At 63.6% G+C, this 17,517-nt stretch carries 14 protein-coding genes; 6 read left to right on the forward strand and 8 right to left on the reverse strand.

Annotated features, from left to right (window positions below):
* Nucleotides 1–45 precede the first annotated feature (45 nt).
* Entirely contained in the window at nucleotides 46–2,661 is a 2,616-nt protein-coding gene (locus tag NKJ35_RS20185; RefSeq protein WP_352649319.1) for a TIGR02302 family protein, read from the reverse strand.
* Between the two features lie 212 nt (nucleotides 2,662–2,873).
* On the reverse strand, nucleotides 2,874–3,815 hold the full coding sequence (locus tag NKJ35_RS20190; RefSeq protein ID WP_352649320.1) for a threonine/serine dehydratase: 942 nt from the start codon (nucleotides 3,813–3,815) through the stop codon (nucleotides 2,874–2,876).
* 63 nt (nucleotides 3,816–3,878) lie between these two features.
* Between NKJ35_RS20190 and NKJ35_RS20195 the strand changes: the two genes are divergently transcribed.
* On the forward strand, nucleotides 3,879–4,181 hold the full coding sequence (locus tag NKJ35_RS20195) for an ArsR/SmtB family transcription factor (RefSeq protein ID WP_352649321.1): 303 nt from the start codon (nucleotides 3,879–3,881) through the stop codon (nucleotides 4,179–4,181).
* Nucleotides 4,182–4,191: 10 nt separating this feature from the next.
* On the opposite strand, the gene lysA is transcribed toward NKJ35_RS20195, so the two are convergent.
* From lysA to argH, 3 genes are all read right to left on the reverse strand, one after another.
* Entirely contained in the window at nucleotides 4,192–5,460 is a 1,269-nt protein-coding gene (lysA, locus tag NKJ35_RS20200; protein ID WP_352476278.1) for a diaminopimelate decarboxylase, read from the reverse strand.
* A 17-nt stretch (nucleotides 5,461–5,477) separates the two neighbouring features.
* Nucleotides 5,478–5,684 (reverse strand): hypothetical protein, encoded by a 207-nt coding sequence (locus NKJ35_RS20205; RefSeq protein WP_023677931.1) that lies wholly within the window; start codon nucleotides 5,682–5,684, stop codon nucleotides 5,478–5,480.
* 71 nt (nucleotides 5,685–5,755) lie between these two features.
* Nucleotides 5,756–7,156: an argininosuccinate lyase gene (gene argH / locus NKJ35_RS20210; RefSeq protein ID WP_352649322.1), complete on the reverse strand. Its 1,401-nt coding sequence runs from the start codon at nucleotides 7,154–7,156 to the stop codon at nucleotides 5,756–5,758.
* 35 nt (nucleotides 7,157–7,191) lie between these two features.
* Here argH and tlpA point away from each other — a divergent pair, with 35 nt between their 5' ends.
* Nucleotides 7,192–7,875, forward strand: a complete 684-nt coding sequence (gene tlpA / locus NKJ35_RS20215; protein WP_352649323.1) for a thiol:disulfide interchange protein TlpA — start codon at nucleotides 7,192–7,194, stop codon at nucleotides 7,873–7,875.
* 2 nt (nucleotides 7,876–7,877) lie between these two features.
* On the opposite strand, the gene NKJ35_RS20220 is transcribed toward tlpA, so the two are convergent.
* Nucleotides 7,878–10,310 (reverse strand): bifunctional diguanylate cyclase/phosphodiesterase, encoded by a 2,433-nt coding sequence (locus NKJ35_RS20220; RefSeq protein ID WP_352649324.1) that lies wholly within the window; start codon nucleotides 10,308–10,310, stop codon nucleotides 7,878–7,880.
* Nucleotides 10,311–10,602: 292 nt separating this feature from the next.
* Here NKJ35_RS20220 and ugpB point away from each other — a divergent pair, with 292 nt between their 5' ends.
* The 4 genes from ugpB to ugpC are packed head-to-tail and all read left to right on the forward strand — an operon-like array spanning nucleotide 10,603 to nucleotide 14,811.
* Nucleotides 10,603–11,913: a sn-glycerol-3-phosphate ABC transporter substrate-binding protein UgpB gene (gene ugpB / locus NKJ35_RS20225; protein ID WP_352649325.1), complete on the forward strand. Its 1,311-nt coding sequence runs from the start codon at nucleotides 10,603–10,605 to the stop codon at nucleotides 11,911–11,913.
* A gap of 48 nt (nucleotides 11,914–11,961) precedes the next feature.
* Nucleotides 11,962–12,879: a sn-glycerol-3-phosphate ABC transporter permease UgpA gene (gene ugpA, locus NKJ35_RS20230; RefSeq protein WP_352649326.1), complete on the forward strand. Its 918-nt coding sequence runs from the start codon at nucleotides 11,962–11,964 to the stop codon at nucleotides 12,877–12,879.
* A gap of 8 nt (nucleotides 12,880–12,887) precedes the next feature.
* A complete protein-coding gene (ugpE, locus tag NKJ35_RS20235) occupies nucleotides 12,888–13,736 on the forward strand; it encodes a sn-glycerol-3-phosphate ABC transporter permease UgpE (protein WP_352476283.1) in 849 nt (282 codons plus the stop codon).
* A gap of 7 nt (nucleotides 13,737–13,743) precedes the next feature.
* On the forward strand, nucleotides 13,744–14,811 hold the full coding sequence (gene ugpC / locus NKJ35_RS20240; RefSeq protein ID WP_352476284.1) for a sn-glycerol-3-phosphate ABC transporter ATP-binding protein UgpC: 1,068 nt from the start codon (nucleotides 13,744–13,746) through the stop codon (nucleotides 14,809–14,811).
* Nucleotides 14,812–14,833: 22 nt separating this feature from the next.
* On the opposite strand, the gene NKJ35_RS20245 is transcribed toward ugpC, so the two are convergent.
* A complete protein-coding gene (locus NKJ35_RS20245) occupies nucleotides 14,834–15,916 on the reverse strand; it encodes an ABC transporter ATP-binding protein (RefSeq protein WP_352476285.1) in 1,083 nt (360 codons plus the stop codon).
* Nucleotides 15,913–17,496 (reverse strand): ABC transporter permease, encoded by a 1,584-nt coding sequence (locus NKJ35_RS20250; RefSeq protein WP_352476286.1) that lies wholly within the window; start codon nucleotides 17,494–17,496, stop codon nucleotides 15,913–15,915. Before NKJ35_RS20250 ends, NKJ35_RS20245 begins: the two co-directional genes overlap by 4 nt.
* Nucleotides 17,497–17,517: the final 21 nt, after the last annotated feature.

A 17,517-nucleotide genomic window follows, 5' to 3' on the forward strand; every position in this document is an offset into this window, starting at 1 on the left:
GGCCAGCACGGACCGCGCGCGGCGATCTTCCGAATACAGGCAGCCTTACTTCAGCTCCAGCAGCCGCTCCAGATAGCTGCGCTCGATATCGGGGCTGAGTGCATTGCCGAGCCGCTTGCGGATCGCTTCGAGGATTTGGCGGGCACGCTGCACGTCGATCTCGTCAGGCACTCTCACCGAACTCCCGTCATCGGGGCCCTCGCTGGTGCGGGGCCGCCCGAGCGGGTCACGGTCGGCATTCTGCTGTCGTCCGCCCTGGCCGTTGCCGCCCTGGTCGCCTTGCATCGCCTGCAATTGCTTCATCATGTCCTTGGCGCCCCTGCGCAAGGCTTCCAATGCGCGGCCCTGGTGACCGACGGCCTGGTCGCCTTCGCCCTCGCCGAGCGCCTGTTCGGCATTGCCCATGGATTTGCCGGCCTCGCCAAACCCCTCATTGGGGTCGAGGCCCATGCCTTCGAGGCTCTTCCTCAATTGATCGAGCTCGCTCTGCAGCTTGCCCTGGCCTTCCTGCAACTGCTTCATCGCATCGGCGAATTCCTGCGGCGTCATCTGCCCCGGCCGGCCGAGCGGATCGCGGTCGTCGCCCAGACCGGGCTTGCCCTGTTCGTCCATCGGGCCCGGCTCACCGTTCTCGCCGAGCTGCTCGTCGCGGTTCTGCCCGCGCTGTTGCTGGCCACGCTGCATCTGGTCCATGCGGAACGTGTCGTTCATCATCTCCTGCTGGCGCCGCATGATCTCGCCCAGCTTATCCATCTGCTGGCGCATCTCGCTGTCCTGCTGACCGCCTTGTTGCTGGCGGCCTGCCTGCAGATTGTTCATCATGTCCTGCAGCTCAGACAGCAATTGCTGCGCCTGGTCGCGATTGCCGGATTTCGCCAGGTTCTCGATCTGGTCCATCATGCGGTCGATGTCGCTCTGGCGCAGTTCCCGGCCGTTCTGCTGCATCTGTGGCGCATTCGGATTCTGCTGCGCCCGCGCCGCGAATTCCTGCAGGAACTGGTTCATCGCCTCGCGCAGTTCCTTCATCGCCTTCTCGATCTCCTGGTCGCTGGCGCCGTTCTTGATCGCATCCTGCAGCGCCTGCTGCGCCTGGCGCAGCCGCTTCTCGGCCGCCGACAGATTGCCTTCCTCGATGCCGAGCGCGATCTCCCAGAGGTAAGCGACCTCGTCTCGCAACTGGTCGTCGCTGTCGGCCATCTTCAGCCGGGTGCGGGCACTCATGATGGCGAGGTAGTGCGTCATGTTGTCGAACGTGTCTTCGGGCCTGAGCGTGATCGCATCCATCAGGTCGAGCACCCGGTCCTTGGCATAGGCGTCGAGCGCCAGCATGCGGCGCTGCTCGACAACAGCCCGCGCCAACGGGTTGGAGAATGGCCGCTCCGGCATCACCAGCGTCTTGGTTTCGCTGGTCGCCGTGTGTCCGGCACCGTCGGTGGCGACAAGCGACAGCTTGACGTTGCCACCGGCCCAGACATGGTCGGTCAGGTCCTTCGTCGTCTTAGCGGCATTCGCCTTGCCGCCGCGGCGCGGCAACGTCAGCGGCATTTCCGGCGGGCCATAGAGCGGATGCGCGTTGGGCGGCTGCGGATCGGCCAATGCGAAAACCGCCTTGGCGGAGGCCGCGCCATAGTCGTCGTCGATCTGGTAGTTGAGTTCGAAGGCGCCGTTGACGGCGCGCTTCGGCTCGCCGACAAAGCGGATCTGCGGCGGCTTGTCGGGAATTATGGCGAAGGCCCAGCGGCCGAGCTCGCCGTCGCCGGACTGCAGCGTCAGCGTGCCGTCGGCCGTCAACTTGCCGCTGAACTGGCGCACGGTGGAAGGCGTTGCCGGAGCTGCCTCAGTCTTGGCGGCTTGCGGCCCGGTCGGATCGATGGCGCGGGTGTTGCCGCCGGTGTCGGCGTAACTCAGCGTTTCCTCGCCCGAACCGCCGGTGACGCGCAGCGACACATCGCTGCCCTCCGGAACGGTGAAGGTCGGCGACGTTTGAGTGGCGTTGTTGGCAAGGACTGGGGCGTTCAGGAATATCGGCGGCCTGCCGGTATAGGCCGGCGGCGTCACCCAGGCATCAATGCGCGGCGGCACGACGTCGCGGGCGGCACGGGCAACAAAGCCGTCGCCCAGCCTGCCGCCCGACGGCCCGAAGGAGAAGGCAAAGGCAGTGACCAACAAAAGCGCGGCAACGGCGCGCAACGCCCACGGGTCGCGTTCCGGCACGCGTGTGCGCGGCACGTCGCCGCCAAGCTCGCCCAGCCGGTCCGCCATGCGCCGCTGATGCTCGCGCCACAGTGCTTGCGAAAAAATGCTTTCCTTGCCGCTCGGGCGATCGGTCTGGACCTGCACCGGGCTGTGCAGCAATCGGTTGGCCGCCTCGATGCGGCGGTCGACCTCGGCACTGGATGGCGTGCGGAAGAAACGCAGCGGATAGAGTGCGGCAAGCGCTGCGACGCCGAATGCCGTGATAAGACCGATCCGCGCCAGATCGGGCAAAAATGGGAACAGGCCGAGCCACGAAATGCTGAGGAACAGGCTGGCGACGATGATCAGCGGCAGCAGCAATGGCCAGCCGCGTTCGACGATTATCGAGACCTGCGTCCCCAGCCGGCTCAAGGCAAGGCGCCTGGCCAGACTGCGATCGCTGGTGAAAATGGGTCGTTGCGTCATCGGCCCTTCCTGGCCGGGCGGGATAGCCCAGGCCTCACGAGTCTATCGCATGGGCCCGAAAAGTCGATTTCCGGGAAGCACGATGCGAAGACCTAAAATCTTAGCGCGTACTTCGTGCGTCCAAGCGGATGCACATCGCCCTAAGGATACCAACAAACACGGCGAAGGCGAGGCGGTTCCCCAAAACGTGAACAATAATGCCCCGGATATTGTCAGAATTTCGCCGGATTGGCGTTTGCGCCGCAGACCAGTACGGCAACGCGCTCGCCTCTAGCCGGTGTGTAGCGGCCGGACAGGAGCGCCGCGAAGGCGGCCGCACCGCCCGGCTCGGAGATGATTCGCACGCGGTCCCACAGCGCCGCCTGGGCGGCGACAATGTCGTCGTCGCCGACCAGGATCGAGCGCTCGACGAATGCCTCGGCGATAGGAAACATCATTTCGCCGACACGCTTTGGCGCGAGCGAATCGGCGGCGACGCCCTCAGCCGGCGCGTCGACGGGTCGGCCCGCCGCGAACGCGCGATGAAGCGTCGGCGCACCCTCCGGCTCGACCGCGATGATCCTGATGCGGCCGGAAAACCAGGCGGCGATGCCGCCGATCAGGCCGCCGCCGCCGACAGCGACCAGCAGGGTGTCGAGCTCCGGCAGGTCGGCCTCGATTTCGAGGCCGAGCGTGCCCTGCCCGACCAGCGTCTCCTCCTGGTTGAAGGCGTGGATCTGCAGGGCGCCGGATTTTTCGGCGAAGCTCTCGCTGGCGGCCAGCGCCTCGGCATAACGGGCGCCGCCGACGATCAGCTCGGCGCCGTAGCCGCGGATGCGGTCCAGCTTGGCCTGCGGGCTCACTTCGGGAACAAAGATGGTCGCCTTGTGGCCGAGTCGCATGGCGGCATAGGCGACGGCGGCGCCGTGATTGCCGCCCGATGCGGCGACGACGCCGGCCGCAGGAACCGGCCGTTCGAGGTGATTGGTGAACGCACCACGCGCCTTGAACGAGCCGGAATGCTGCAAGCACTCAAGCTTCAGGTCGACCGGCAGAGGCGGACGGCCGAAATCGGCCATGTCGACGCGCAGCACCGGCGTGTGGCGCACGAAGGGCCGGATGCGTGGTTCCATCGCCGCAATGCGCTCGCGTGTGATCGTGTGGCCGTGCAGCATGCATTCACTCCCAGGGCTGACATTCAGAGTTGACATTACTTAGTAACTTGGCAAAGTAGCTAAATGCAAGAGGTCGATGTCTTCAAAGCGATTGCCAACGAGCGCAGGCTGCAGATCCTCGATTGGCTCAAGGACCCGCGCGCGCATTTTCCGCCGCAGGCGGACGGCGATCTGGTCGACGACGGAGTCTGCGCGCTGCTGATCGCGGAAAAGCTGGGGATCACCCAGGCGACGCTCAGCGAACATATGCGTGTGCTCACCCAGGCAGGGCTTTTGCGCAGCAAGCGCATCAAGCAGTGGACATTCTATCGCCGGAACGAGAACAGGATCGCCGAAGCCAGGGCGCTCATTCAGCACCGCCTGTAGCTGCAGAGTTCTACTCCAACCAGTCCGGCACCGAATCCAGTCCGATCAGCTCGTCATAGGTCTGGCGCGGGCGCACAACGTGGAAGCGGTCGCCGTCGACCAGCACTTCCGGTACCAGCAGCCTGGTATTGTAGGTGCCGGCCTGGACGGCGCCATAGGCGCCGGCGGTGGCGACAGCGATCAGGTCGCCGGATTTCAGCCGGGGCAGGTCACGGTCGAGCCCGAGATAGTCGCCGGTCTCGCAAACCGGGCCGACGACATCGACCTTCATGCGCGGTGCTGCGGCCGGCTGCTGCGCCACCGGCTTGATGTCGTGGAAAGCGTCGTAAAGCGTCGGCCGGATCAGGTCGTTCATCGCGGCGTCGACGACGAGGAAGTTCTTGGCGTCGCCCTCCTTCACGAAGATCACCGCCGAGACCAGGATGCCGGCATTGCCGACGATCAGCCGGCCTGGCTCGAACATCACTTTCAGCCCGAGCTCGGCGACATGCTTTCTGACGATCCGGGCATAGGCATCGGGCAAAGGCGGCGGGTTGTTGTCGACGCGGTAGGGAATGCCAAGGCCGCCGCCGACATCGATGTGCTCGATGGCATGACCGTCGGAGCGCAGGGCGCCGACCAGCTCCACCAGCAGCGCAAAGGCCTCGTCGAAGGGCTGCAATTCGGTGATCTGGCTGCCGATATGGGTGTCTATGCCGGTGACCTTGATGCCCGGCAGCTCAGCCGCGCGGGCATAAACCTTTCGTGCCTGCTGCCAGGGAATGCCGAACTTGTTCTCGGCCTTCCCAGTCGAAATTTTGTTGTGCGTCCTGGCGTCGACATCCGGATTGATGCGCAGCGAGATCGGCGCGATCTTGCCCAGCGCGGTCGCGCGGGCCGACAGCAGCTCCAGCTCCGGTTCGGATTCGACGTTGAAACAGAGAATGCCGGCCGAGAGCGCAAAATCCATTTCGCGCCCGGTCTTGCCGACGCCCGAAAACAGGATCTTGCTTGCCGGAATGCCGGCCGCCAAAGCGCGGCGCAATTCGCCCTCCGAGACCACGTCGGCGCCGGCGCCGAGTCTTGCCAACACCTTCAGCACGGCCTGGTTCGAATTCGCCTTCATGGCATAGCAGACGAGGGCGTCGAGCCCGGCAAAGGCCTCTGTGAAGACGCGAAAATGCCTGGTCAGCGTCGCCGTCGAATAACAATAGAACGGCGTGCCGACGCTGGCGGCGATGTCTGATATCGCCACGTCCTCTGCATGCAGCGCGCCGTCGCGGTAGTCGAAATGGTTCACGAGATTGGTCCGAAAAATCAGAGCAGCGGGTCGAGGATGAATTTCTTGTCCTCAACAGGTTTTTCCGGTTCCGGCGGCAAAGGTTGCTTGGCCTTCTCGGCGTCCTTGCGGGCCTGCACGGCTGCTGCGTAGGGCGTATCGAGCGCAGCCTTCCTGCCGCAGGCCGCAACGGTGGCCATTGCTGCCAACAGCGTCAGCGTCACCAAAATCCTGCTTCCGGTCATCGTGCCATCCGTCCGAAACTGTTGCCCGCAGCCGCTTCTAGCCGAGTTTTGCGGCCATTGCACCCCACGTCTTAGGCCTTGGCGAGCCGCTTTTTCCAGTAGCGGATCTGCTTGCGCACCTCGGACGGCGCGGTGCCGCCGAAGCTCGTGCGGCTCTTTACAGAATTCTGCACGGCAAGGACCGAAAACACGTCGGCGCTGATACCGGGGTGAATGGACTGCAGATCCTCCAGCGAAAGCCTGTCGAGCCCGATCTTCCTGTCGTCGGCCAGCGCCACCGCCCGGCCAGTGATATGGTGCGCCTCGCGGAACGGCAGGCCGAGCGTGCGCACCAGCCAGTCGGCGAGGTCGGTCGCAGTCGAATAGCCGGCGCCGGCCGCCTTTTTCATCGCCGCGGTGTTCACTGTCATGTCGCGCACCATGCCGGTCATTGCCGCCAGCATCAGGTCGAGCGTCTCGGCCGCGTCGAAGACGGATTCCTTGTCTTCCTGCATGTCCTTGCCATAGGTCAGCGGCATGCCCTTCATTACTGTCAGTAAGCCGACGAGGTGCCCGGTGACGCGGCCGGTCTTGCCGCGCACCAGTTCGGCAGCGTCGGGATTCTTCTTCTGCGGCATGATCGACGAACCCGTCGAGAAACTATCCGACAGCCTGACGAAGCCGAATTGCGGCGTCGACCAGATGATGATCTCTTCAGCCAGTCGCGACAGATGCGTCGCGCAGATCGCTGCTACGCCCAGGAACTCGAGCGCGAAATCGCGATCCGAAACGCTGTCGAGGGAATTGCGCATCGGCTCGCGGAAGCCAAGCGCCTTCGCTGTCTCGTGCCTGTCAATCGGAAAGCTGGTGCCGGCAAGGGCGGCAGCGCCGAGCGGGCTTTCATCCATACGCTCAATCGCATCGCGGACGCGAGACAGGTCGCGCGCAAACATCTCGACATAGGCCATGCAGTGATGGCCGAAGGTCACCGGCTGCGCCGCCTGCATGTGGGTGAAGCCCGGCATCACCGTTGCCGCATGCTCCTCGGCGCGATCTAGGAACGCCGTGATCAGCCCCTTCAGCGCCTCGGCGACGCGAAAGCACTCGTCCTTGACCCACAGCCTGAGGTCGACCGCCACCTGGTCATTGCGCGAGCGGGCGGTATGCAGGCGGCCAGCTGCGGGCCCGATCAAATCGGCCAGACGGGCCTCGATATTCATGTGGATGTCTTCCAGCCTGGTGGAGAACTCGAATGTGCCGGCCTCGATCTCTGCCAGGATCGTGTTCAGCCCGTGAGTGATTTTTTCTTGATCGGCCGCCGAAATAATGCCCGTTTGCGCCAGCATCTGGCAATGGGCGATCGAGCCGCGAATATCCTGCGCATAGAGTTTGCGGTCGAACGAGATCGACGCGTTGATCGCTTCCATGATTGCGGCCGGACCCGAGGCAAAACGTCCGCCCCACATCTGGTTGCTGGCCTTCTTGTCGTTCATCGCTATAACCCGTGCTCCGGAGCAGTTTTTAAAAAATGGCAGACGGCAATAGATTCTTCCCGGCTTTGCGTCTCATCCTCGCCGCTTTGGTTGCGGGCGTGCTGGCCGGCGCGGTCGCGGTATATGTCAGGGAAAGCAGTTCTGGCAACAAGGCGCCCGCGCAAGTGGCCGCCGGCGGCGGCAAGGACGACGCCGCCTGCGTCGCCAAGACCGACCGTGCCAAGAAGATCGCCGCCGCTGCTACCGGCCAGGTTGCCGCGCTTTTGCCGGCGGATCCGCCGCAATCGCTGAAAAGCCTTGCCTTCAACGGCCCCGACGGCAAGCCGACGACGATCGCCGATCATGCCGGCAAGACGGTGCTGCTCAATCTGTGGGCGACATGGTGTGCACCTTGCCGCGCCGAAATGCCGGCGCTCGATGCGCTGCAGAAGGAGATGGGCAGCGATGCGTTTCAGGTTGTTGCCGTCAACGTCGATGCCGGCGACGATGCCAAACCGAAGAAATTCCTGGAGGACACCGGCGTCAAGTCGCTCGGCTACTATCGCGATGCTACGATGGCGCTGTTCAACGACGTCAAGATGCGCGGCCTGGCGCTAGGTCTGCCCGTCACCATGCTGATCGATGGGCAAGGCTGCCTCATCGCCCATATGAACGGCCCGGCCGAATGGTCGGGGCCGGATGCCAAGCGTCTGGTCGAGGCGGCGCTTCAGCCGGGATAGGCTCAGACCGTGCGCAGGCGCGGCTTGAGCACGGCAATGCTTGCGCCGCGTCGGCTGGCTGTGCGGATTGCCGGAGCAGCCACGCCCGTCAGTTCGCCGAACGTCTCGATCGGAGCCGGTTTGCCGAGGTAATAGCCTTGCCCGATCTCGCAAGCCTCGGCGTCCAGGAACTGCAATTCACCGGGCGTCTCGATGCCTTCCGCAAGGACCGGTAGGCCGAGACCGCGTCCAAGCCCCAGCACGGCGCGGACGATCGCCGCGAACTGGGCGTTCTTGTCGACCGATTTGATGAACGACCCGTCGATCTTGATCTTGTCGAAGGGAAAGGCGCTAAGGTTGGACAGCGAAGAGTAGCCGGTGCCAAAATCGTCCATCGCTACATGCACGCCAAGCGCCTTGACCTGCCTCAAGGCTGCCAGCGCGCGGGGCATATCCTTCACCAGGGCTGTTTCGGTGATCTCCAGTTCCAGCCTGCCGGGTGCCAGGCCGGACCTCGCCAGTGCGTCATGCACCTTGCGGCTGAAGTTCGGATTGTGAAGCTGCACGGCGGAGACGTTGACTGCGACCATCAGCGGATTTGTCCAGCGAGCAGCATCGTTACAAGCCGTCGTCAGCACCCAGTCGCCGATCTGGGCGATCGCGCCACTGTCCTCGGCCACGGGGATGAAAACAGCCGGAGAAATGTCCCCCCGCTCAGGGTGCTGCCACCGGACCAGGGCTTCGAAGCCGATCATCCTGCCGCCGCGGATTTCCTTCTGAGGCTGGTAGACGAGGTGGAACTCCTTGCGGGCGATGGCCTGGCGCAATTCATGCTCCATCACGCGCTTGTCGCGGGCCGCGGTGCCCATGGCTATCTCGAAAAACCGGTAACTGTCCCTGCCTTCGGTTTTGGCGCGATGGAGTGCCGTGTCGGCATGGCTGATCAGGCCGGCCTGGTCTTCGGCATCCAGCGGAAAGAAGGCGATGCCGATGCTGGCCGAGACGAGGCCGGAGCCGACCGAAACCCTGTTTTCCTCGCGGATCGCCGCCAACAAGTCCTCGGCTATCCGGCCTGCGGCCAGGGGGTCGGGGAGGTTCGGAGCTATGATGGCAAATTCGTCACCGCCGAGACGCGCGAGCATCTGTCCGTTGCGCGGGATGCCGGAGATGCAGTGCGCGAGCTTCTGCAGCATCGCGTCACCGGCGCTGTGGCCGTAGAGGTCGTTGACTTGCTTGAACCGGTCGAGGTCAAGCAGCAGGAGCGCCAGATATCCATCCTTGCCGCCACGATCCATCGAGGCGACTTCTGCTTCCAGCCGGGAAGAAAAGCTCCGCCGATTGGCAAGCCCGGTAAGCGGATCGAAATGCGCGAGGCGGAGGATCTCTTCTTCTGCTTTCTTGCGCTCACGGATGTCGCGAACGGCAAGCACCGTATGAGGCCTGCCGCAGTAGGTGATCTTCCTGGCGATCAGCTCGACAGGAATTCTCGCGCCGTCGCTGCCCCTTAATGTCGCTTCCTGCGCCTGTTCGCCGAAGCCGGACATAGCGGCTGCGCTCTGTCCGTCGAAAAGCTCGCCGAGTTGCATCGTATTCAGGGTGGCTGTCGCTGTTCCGGTCAGCTTCGCCATACTGTCATTGGCGCTGACGATGCGGGTGCCATCGCAAACGATCAGACCTTCCACCGCCGCATTGGCGAGATCGTGCATGCGATCGGCCTCGAGCTTCTGGCGGCGAAAACGCAGATCGATCCACAGCGCGGCACCTGACAGCACAAGGATTACAAGGCTGGCGACCGCTGCGGCAAAGGCCTGGGAAATGGGCTCGATGGAATGTTCGGATATTTCAATCGAGGAATCCGGAATGATCGACACCGCGGCCATCGCGATGAAATGCAAGCTGCAAATGGCCAGCGTCAAAAGCGCGGCGCCGCCGAGAGTCGAGAGCGCTGACGGGCGGCGCAAGACGACCAGGAGCGCCAGTGCCGCAAGGGTCACGCCGGCCAGAAGCGATATCGCGACAAGGAGCAGGTTCCATACGACCCGGCCTTCGACCTCGAAAGCCGCCATGCCGATGTAGTGCATCGTCGCGATGGCGCCGCCGAGAATGGCGCCACCGACGAGGAAATGGTCGATGCCGCGCCGCAAGGTGGCGACCCACATCCCAAGCGCGGTCAGGATGACGGCGGCGGCAAGCGAAAAGGCGGATAATCCCGGATTGTATGCGTTCGGTATTCCCGGCGTAAACGCGGTCATGGCGATGAAATGCGTCGCCCATATGCCGAACCCGGTCGAGGCCGCGGCGATCATCAGCCAGACAAGCCGGTTTCGCTCGGTCGATCGGCCGACATGCTTAAGGAGATTAACCGCAGAGAAACAAGAAATTCCACAGACGAGTGCGGCGAGCGCAACCAGTCTCAGGTCGTGCTGATTTACGATACAATTATAGACCGTCAGCATCCTGGTTCACTCGGTCAAAACTAACAGGGAGGTGTGACGGATTAGCTCTTGGAGATTTTAACGAATAGTTAACCCGTAGGCCATGAGGCGGGTCTTTTCGGGGGAAAACCGATGCCGCTGCGCCGAAAAAGGCGGTGATGTCGTTTCTGACGCCCGGTTTCGGTAGCGAGTGCACTTTAGGAAGGAATGGAGTTCATTGATCGGCAACAAAACCGTTGTCCGATTGTCATCAGCGCCACATATTGGCTTTGCGGAGGTGCCCCTTTCGCCAATGACAAACGGGAGATGAAACATGAAGTTCTTCGGCTTTGCGGCCGGTATCGCCGCCACCGTGACCCTGCTTTCCACCACCTCCGCCTTCGCCGTCACGCAGATCAGCTGGTGGCACGCCATGACCGGCGCCAACGCCGAGGTCGTCGCCAAGATCTCCAAGGATTTCAACGCCAGCCAGAGCGAATATGAGCTCGTTCCGGTGTTCAAGGGCACCTATCCGGAGACGCTGAATGCCGGCATCGCTGCCTTTCGTGCCGGGCAAGCGCCCGATATCCTCCAGGTGTTCGACGTCGGCACCGGCGTGATGATGGCGGCCGAGGGTGCGATAAAGCCGGTGGCCGATGTGATGACCGGCGCCGGGATGACTTTCGACAAGAGCCAGTATCTGCCCGGCATCGTCGGCTATTATTCCAAGCCGGACGGCACCATGCTGTCCTTCCCCTACAACTCCTCCTCGCCGATCCTCTACTACAACAAGGACATCTTCCAGAAGGCAGGCCTCGACGTGAACAATCCGCCCAAGACCTGGAACGAGGTTTGGGAAGCCGCCAAGAAGATCAAAACGAGCGGCGCCGCTTCTTGCGGCTATACCTCGACCTGGCTGACCTGGATCCATCTGGAGAATTTCGCGGCGTGGAATGACCTGCCTTGGGCCACCCAGCAGAATGGCCTGGCCGGCGGCGACGTCGAACTCAAGATCAATGCGCCGATTTTCGTCAACCACTTCCAGGCGCTCGCCGACCTGGCCAAGGACGGCACGTTCAAATATGGCGGACGCACCTCCGAAGCCAAGCAGATATTCCTCGCCGGCGAATGCGGCATCTTCACCGAATCGTCGGGCGGCCTCGGCGATATCGTCAAGTCCGGCATGAACTATGGCATCGGCCAGCTTCCCTACGACAGTGACGCCAAGGGTGCCCCGCAGAACACGACGCCGGGCGGTGCCAGCCTATGGGTGTTCGGCAACAAGTCGGACGAGGAATACAAGGGCGTTGCCGCCTTCTTTGCCTATCTGTCCAAGACCGATGTACAGGAATACCTGCACCAGAAGTCGGGATACCTGCCTGTGACGCTCGCCGCGTACGAGGCGACCAAGAAATCAGGCTTCTATGACAAGAACCCCGGCCGCGAGACACCCATCCTGCAGATGATCGGCAAGTCGCCGACCGACAATTCGAAGGGCGTGCGTCTGCCCAATCTGCCGCAGGTGCGTGATATCCAGAACGAGGAGCTGGAGAAGATGCTGGCCGGCCAGCAAACCGCCCAGCAGGCGCTCGACAATGCGGTCGCGCGCGGCAACGCCGCGATCAAGGAAGCCCTGGACAACTAACGAGATCGTCTCGGTCAGTCGGTTGGAATATCGCCCACGCGAGCGCGCATGGGCGATGCCTGGATAGCGAGGGAAATCAGCCTGTCTCCACGCGTCGTCTTTCCCAACAAGATCCTGCCCTACCTGCTGGTGGCGCCACAGCTCGCCATAACCCTGGTTTTCTTCTACTGGCCGGCTGGTCAGGCGCTTTACCAGTCGATGCTCAGGCAAGACCCGTTCGGACTGAAGAGCAGGTTCGTCTGGTTTGCCAATTTCCGGAAGGTGCTGGCCGATCCGGCCTACCTCAACTCGATCAAGGTCACGGTGGTGTTCTCGCTTGCGACCGCGATCGTTGCCATGGTTGTGGCCCTGCTGCTCGCGGTCATGGCCGAGAAGGCCGTGCGCGGCAAAGGCCTCTACCGCACACTGTTGATATGGCCTTATGCCGTGGCGCCGGCGATCGCCGGCATACTGTGGCTGTTTCTGTTCAACCCTTCGATAGGCTCGTTGGCCTATTTGCTGAGAAGCCTCGGCATCGCATGGGACCCACTGCTCAACGGCACCCACGCCATGATCCTGCTGGTGTCGGCGGCTGCCTGGAAGCAGATCAGCTACAATTTCCTGTTCTTCGTCGCCGGCCTGCAGGCGGTGCCGAAAACGCTGATCGAAGCGGCGGCCATGGACGGCGCCGGCGAAACCAAGCGCTTCTGGACCATCGTCTTCCCGCTGCTTGCGCCGACAACGTTTTTCCTGCTGGTCGTCAACACCGTCTATGCCCTGTTCGACACGTTCGGCATCGTTCATGCCGTCACCGGCGGCGGGCCGGGCAAGACGACCGAGACGCTGGTCTACAAGGTCTACAATGACGGCTTCGTCAATCTGATCCTGGGCGACTCGGCGGCGCAGTCGGTCATCCTGATGGCCATCGTCATCGCGCTCACAGCGATCCAGTTCCGCTATGTGGAACGCAAAGTCCACTACGGCTGAGGGCAGCGATGATCGGCCAGTCCCCGCTCCGCACCTTCATCGCCCATGCCGTGCTCATCCTCGGCATATTGATCGTGGCTTTTCCGATCTACTACACCTTCGTGGCCTCGACGCACACGCTGCAAACGATCCTTAGGCCGCCGCTGCCGCTCTTGCCGGGCAGCCAGCTATGGAACAACTACAGCGAGGCGCTGTTCGGCGGCATCGGCCGTATCGGCGGGGTCAGCGTCGGCAGGCTGCTCCTCAACACCACGATCATGGCGCTCGGCGTTGCGGTCGGAAAGATCTTCATCTCGATCCTGTCGGCCTACGCGATCGTGTTCTTTCGCTTTCCGCTGCGCATGACCTTCTTCTGGCTGATCTTCATCACCTTGATGCTTCCAGTCGAGGTGCGCATCCTGCCGACCTACAAGGTGATGGTCGATCTCGGCATGATCGATACCTATGCCGGCCTGATCGTCCCGCTGATCGCCTCAGCCACTGCAACGCTGCTGTTTCGCCAGTTCTTCATGACCATACCGGGCGAATTGGTCGAGGCGGCGCGTGTCGACGGTGCCGGGCCATGGCGCTTCTTCTTTGATATCCTCCTGCCGCTGTCGCGGACAAACATCGCCGCGCTGTTCGTGATCCTCTTCATCTATGGCTGGACGCAGTATCTTTGGCCGCTGCTCGTCACCAACAGCAACGACATGAACACCATCGTCATCGCGCTGAGAAAGATGGTTTCCTTCGCCGATGCCGACACCCAATGGCACCTCGTGATGGTCACGGCAATGCTGGCCATCGTGCCGCCGATTCTCGTCGTGGTGATGATGCAACGCTGGTTCGTGCGTGGCCTGGTCGAATCCGAAAAGTGAGACTCTGATGGCGACCGTCGATCTGAAGGACGTGAAGAAGGTCTATCCCAGCGGCGTCGAAGCCGTGAAGGGCGTCTCAATCGCCATTCCTGACAAGGAGCTTTGCGTGCTGGTCGGCCCGTCAGGTTGCGGCAAGTCCACGCTGCTGAGGATGATCGCCGGGTTGGAGACCATTTCGGCCGGTACAGTCGCCATCGACGGCAAGGTGGTCAACGCCATCGGCCCGACCGAGCGCGACATCGCCATGGTGTTCCAGAATTACGCGCTCTACCCACATATGAAGGTCTATGACAACATGGCCTATGGCCTGCGCAACCGCGGCACGCCGAAGGACGAGATCGACAGCAGGGTACGCTCGACGGCCAAGGTGCTGGAGCTTTCGGCGCTGCTCGACCGGCGCCCGCGCGAGCTTTCAGGCGGTCAGCGCCAGCGCGTCGCCATGGGTCGCGCCATCGTGCGCAACCCGAAGGTCTTCCTGTTCGACGAACCACTGTCCAACCTCGATGCGAAATTGCGCGGGCAGATGCGCATCGAGATCAAGAATCTGCAGCGCTCGCTTGGCGTCACCTCGGTTTATGTCACGCACGACCAGCTTGAGGCGATGACGCTGGCCGACATCCTCGTCGTCATGAACGCCGGACTGGTCGAGCAGACCGGCGCTCCGCTTGATGTGTACGAGAAACCGGCTTCGACCTTCGTCGCTTCGTTCATAGGCGCACCGCCGATGAATCTGCTGGCGCTCACAGGGGCCTCCCCAAGCTCGGTATTGGCCGACGGTACGGTGATTGGCTTGGCGCCTCGACAGGGCAAGGTGGTGACACTAGGCTTTCGTCCAGAGGACGCCGATATCACCTTCGCGGCAGAGGCGCCGGCCGGCGCGCTCGCGCTGCCGGCGACAGTGGAAGCGGTCGAACCGGTCGGTGCCGAAAGCTTCCTCCATTGCGTGGCAGCCGGCAGCCGTATCGTGGTGCGCGTCTCAGGCCGCGCCAGCGCCAAGCCAGGCGACCGATTGCGCGTCGTGGCCAGGTCCGAAAAGCTGCATTGGTTCGATCAAGCGGGCAAACGGGTCGATTGAAATCGGCCTTGCGCAAAACCGTTCAGGCAAACACATGCGCCTTGCCCGACACGGTCAGCCGCACGATCTCGCCGACCGCCGGCGCGTCCATGCCCGGCTTGCGCAGGATCAATGGCGTGTTGCCGATGGCGGCCGCGTCGGGCGGATCGGGACTGTTCAAGAGACGCACGGCGATGGTGCAAATCGAGCCGGCGAATTCGGATTCCGTGACCTCCCCGAACAGCATGTCCGGCGTGCCCGACATGCCTTCACGCGAGGTTCGTTTCAGCAGCACCTGCTCGGGCCGCAGCATGATGCGGGCGATGTCGCGCCGCTCGGTGCTGTCGACGGCGATCCGGCCGAGCGGCGAGGTAGCGAAGCCATCGGCGATCCTGGCCGGCAAGACGATGGCGTCGCCGAGGAACTCGGCAATCATCCTGTCCTTCGGCCTGAAATAGAGCTCGCGCGGCGTGCCGATCTGCGAGAATTTGCCGTCGCGCATCACTGCGACCTGGCTGGCGAATGACAGCGCCTCGGCCTGATCATGGGTGACCAGGATGGTGGTGATGCCGGCGGTTTCAAGGAGCTCGGCCACGGCCTTGCGCATCGAGGCGCGCAGGCCGGTGTCGAGCGCCGAGAACGGCTCGTCGAGCAGCATCAGCCGCGGCTTCATGGCCATGGCGCGGGCGAGCGCGACGCGCTGCTGCTGGCCGCCGGAGAGTTCGTGCGGACGGCGCTTCAGGATACCTTTGTCCAGCCCGACGACATAGGCGAGCTCGGCGATGCGCTCGCCCCGCTTTTCCTCGTGACGCCCCATGCCGAAGCCGATATTGGCGGCGATGCTCAGATGCGGGAACAGAGCGCCGTCCTGCGCCACCAGCCCGATGCCGCGGCGATGCGCCGGCACGGCCGTGTCGCCATTGGCCAACACCTCGCCATCGAGCACGATGCGGCCCTGGTCCGGCGCCTCGAAGCCGGCGATCAGCCGCAGCAAGGTGGTCTTGCCGCAACCGGACGGCCCGACGATTGCCGTACGGCTGCCGCTGGCCACGCTGAGGTCGACGCCGGCAAGTGCTGCGACGGGCCCGTAGTGCTTGTGGATGCCGCTCAGCTCGAGAAAGCTCATCGCCCGGCCATCCGCTTCGACTGGACGTAGAGCAGCCAGGTCAAAGGCAGCGACATCGCCACCATGATCAGGGCATAAGGCGCTGCCGACGCATAGTCGATCTCGCCGCTATAGGACCAAAACGCCATGGCCAGAGTGCGGGTACCGTTGGGCGCCAGCATCTGGGTTGCGGTCAATTCGTTCATGATGCCCAGCGCGACCAACGCCATGCCGGCTGCGGCGCCCGGCGCCGACAGGCGGATGGTCGTCGACCACAGCGCCTTGAGCGGCGACCGGCCGAGGCTGGAGGCGGCGCGTTCGAGCTCGACCGGCGCCTGTGCGATCGACGCCCTGAGGCTAATCAGGGCGCGCGGCAGGAACATCAGCGCATAGGCGACCAGGATGGTGAACAGGGTCTGGTAGAGCGGCATGGCGATACGCACGGCGATGGTGACCAGCGCCAGGGCGATGACAACGCCGGGCAACGCGCCGACGATGTAGTTGCAGGCCTCCAGGACGCGTTGCAGCCGCCCCGGCGCGCGGATCGAGATCCACGCCATCGGCATTGCCGCGACGGTGGCGAGCAGCGCCCCGGCAATTGCCAGGAACAGCGTCTGGCCAAGCGCCAGGCCGATCTCGTCGAGCCGCCAGACATCGGCGCCGCCGGCCATGAGCCAGCGGGCGATGGTGACGAACGGCACGCCGAGCGCCAGCAGCGTGGTAATGGCAGGCAGCAGCAGGCAAGGAATGGTGGCGCGCCCAAGGCTCGTGCGCTGCTGCTGGCGCGCAGCACCCGAACCGACGCGGGCATAGCGCTCCTCGCCGCGCACCAGCACCTCCAGACCGAGCAGCACAAGGCAGCAGGTCACCAGCACGCCGGCCAGCATGTTGGCGGCGGGACCGTTGAAGGTCGACTGAAACTGGTCGACGATCGCGGTGGTGAAGGTGTCGAAGCGGATGAAAACGTAAAGGCCGTATTCGGCCAGGAGGTGCAGGCCGACCAGCAGCGAGCCGCCGCAAATGGCGAGTCGGAGCTGCGGCAGCACGACACGCCGAAACACGCGCCATGGGCCAAGCCCGAGGGCCGCTGCTGCATCTTCGAGAGCGGGATCGAGCCGGCGCAAAGCTGCCGCTATCGGCAGATAGAGGAACGGGAAATAAGCGATGACGGATACAAGCACGCCGGCCCACAGGCCGTGCAGTCTGGGCGCCATGGTGATCCAGGCGTAACTGTGGACGAAGGCGGGAATGGCGAGCGGCGCCACCGACAACCAGGCCCAAAGGCGGGCCCCCGGCAGATCGCTGCGCTCGGTGAGCCAGGCCAGCGCCACCGACAGCACGATCGAGATCGGCACGGTCAGCACCACCAGCAGACTGGTGTTGACCAGAAGTTCGCCGACGCGCGGCCTGAACACCAGCGCCTCCACGGTTTCCCACCCAGTCTGCACCGCCACCCAGGCGATGAAGGCAAGTGGCAGCAGCGCGAAAAGCGAGACAAAGACGGCAGCCAGCGCAATCCATGAGACCGACCAACGACGTGCCCGCACGGCCGTGGTATCGGCTGGCAAGCCTGAAGGTGCGAGATCGATCGCCGACTGCATCAGATCAGACGTTGTGCCGTT

Origin of the sequence: Mesorhizobium sp. M0136 (genome assembly GCF_040322515.1) — a bacterium.
Taxonomy (GTDB): Bacteria; Pseudomonadota; Alphaproteobacteria; order Rhizobiales; family Rhizobiaceae; genus Mesorhizobium.

Coding starts and splice junctions, on each gene's coding strand:
- NKJ35_RS20185 (WP_352649319.1), bottom strand. CDS start 2,661: ATGACGCAACGACCCATTTTCACCAGCGATCGCAGTCTGGCCAGGCGC.
- NKJ35_RS20190 (WP_352649320.1), bottom strand. CDS start 3,815: ATGCTGCACGGCCACACGATCACACGCGAGCGCATTGCGGCGATGGAA.
- NKJ35_RS20195 (WP_352649321.1), top strand. CDS start 3,879: ATGCAAGAGGTCGATGTCTTCAAAGCGATTGCCAACGAGCGCAGGCTG.
- NKJ35_RS20205 (WP_023677931.1), bottom strand. CDS start 5,684: ATGACCGGAAGCAGGATTTTGGTGACGCTGACGCTGTTGGCAGCAATG.
- argH (WP_352649322.1), bottom strand. CDS start 7,156: ATGAACGACAAGAAGGCCAGCAACCAGATGTGGGGCGGACGTTTTGCC.
- tlpA (WP_352649323.1), top strand. CDS start 7,192: ATGGCAGACGGCAATAGATTCTTCCCGGCTTTGCGTCTCATCCTCGCC.
- NKJ35_RS20220 (WP_352649324.1), bottom strand. CDS start 10,310: ATGCTGACGGTCTATAATTGTATCGTAAATCAGCACGACCTGAGACTG.
- ugpB (WP_352649325.1), top strand. CDS start 10,603: ATGAAGTTCTTCGGCTTTGCGGCCGGTATCGCCGCCACCGTGACCCTG.
- ugpA (WP_352649326.1), top strand. CDS start 11,962: ATGGGCGATGCCTGGATAGCGAGGGAAATCAGCCTGTCTCCACGCGTC.
- ugpE (WP_352476283.1), top strand. CDS start 12,888: ATGATCGGCCAGTCCCCGCTCCGCACCTTCATCGCCCATGCCGTGCTC.
- ugpC (WP_352476284.1), top strand. CDS start 13,744: ATGGCGACCGTCGATCTGAAGGACGTGAAGAAGGTCTATCCCAGCGGC.
- NKJ35_RS20245 (WP_352476285.1), bottom strand. CDS start 15,916: ATGAGCTTTCTCGAGCTGAGCGGCATCCACAAGCACTACGGGCCCGTC.
- NKJ35_RS20250 (WP_352476286.1), bottom strand. CDS start 17,496: ATGCAGTCGGCGATCGATCTCGCACCTTCAGGCTTGCCAGCCGATACC.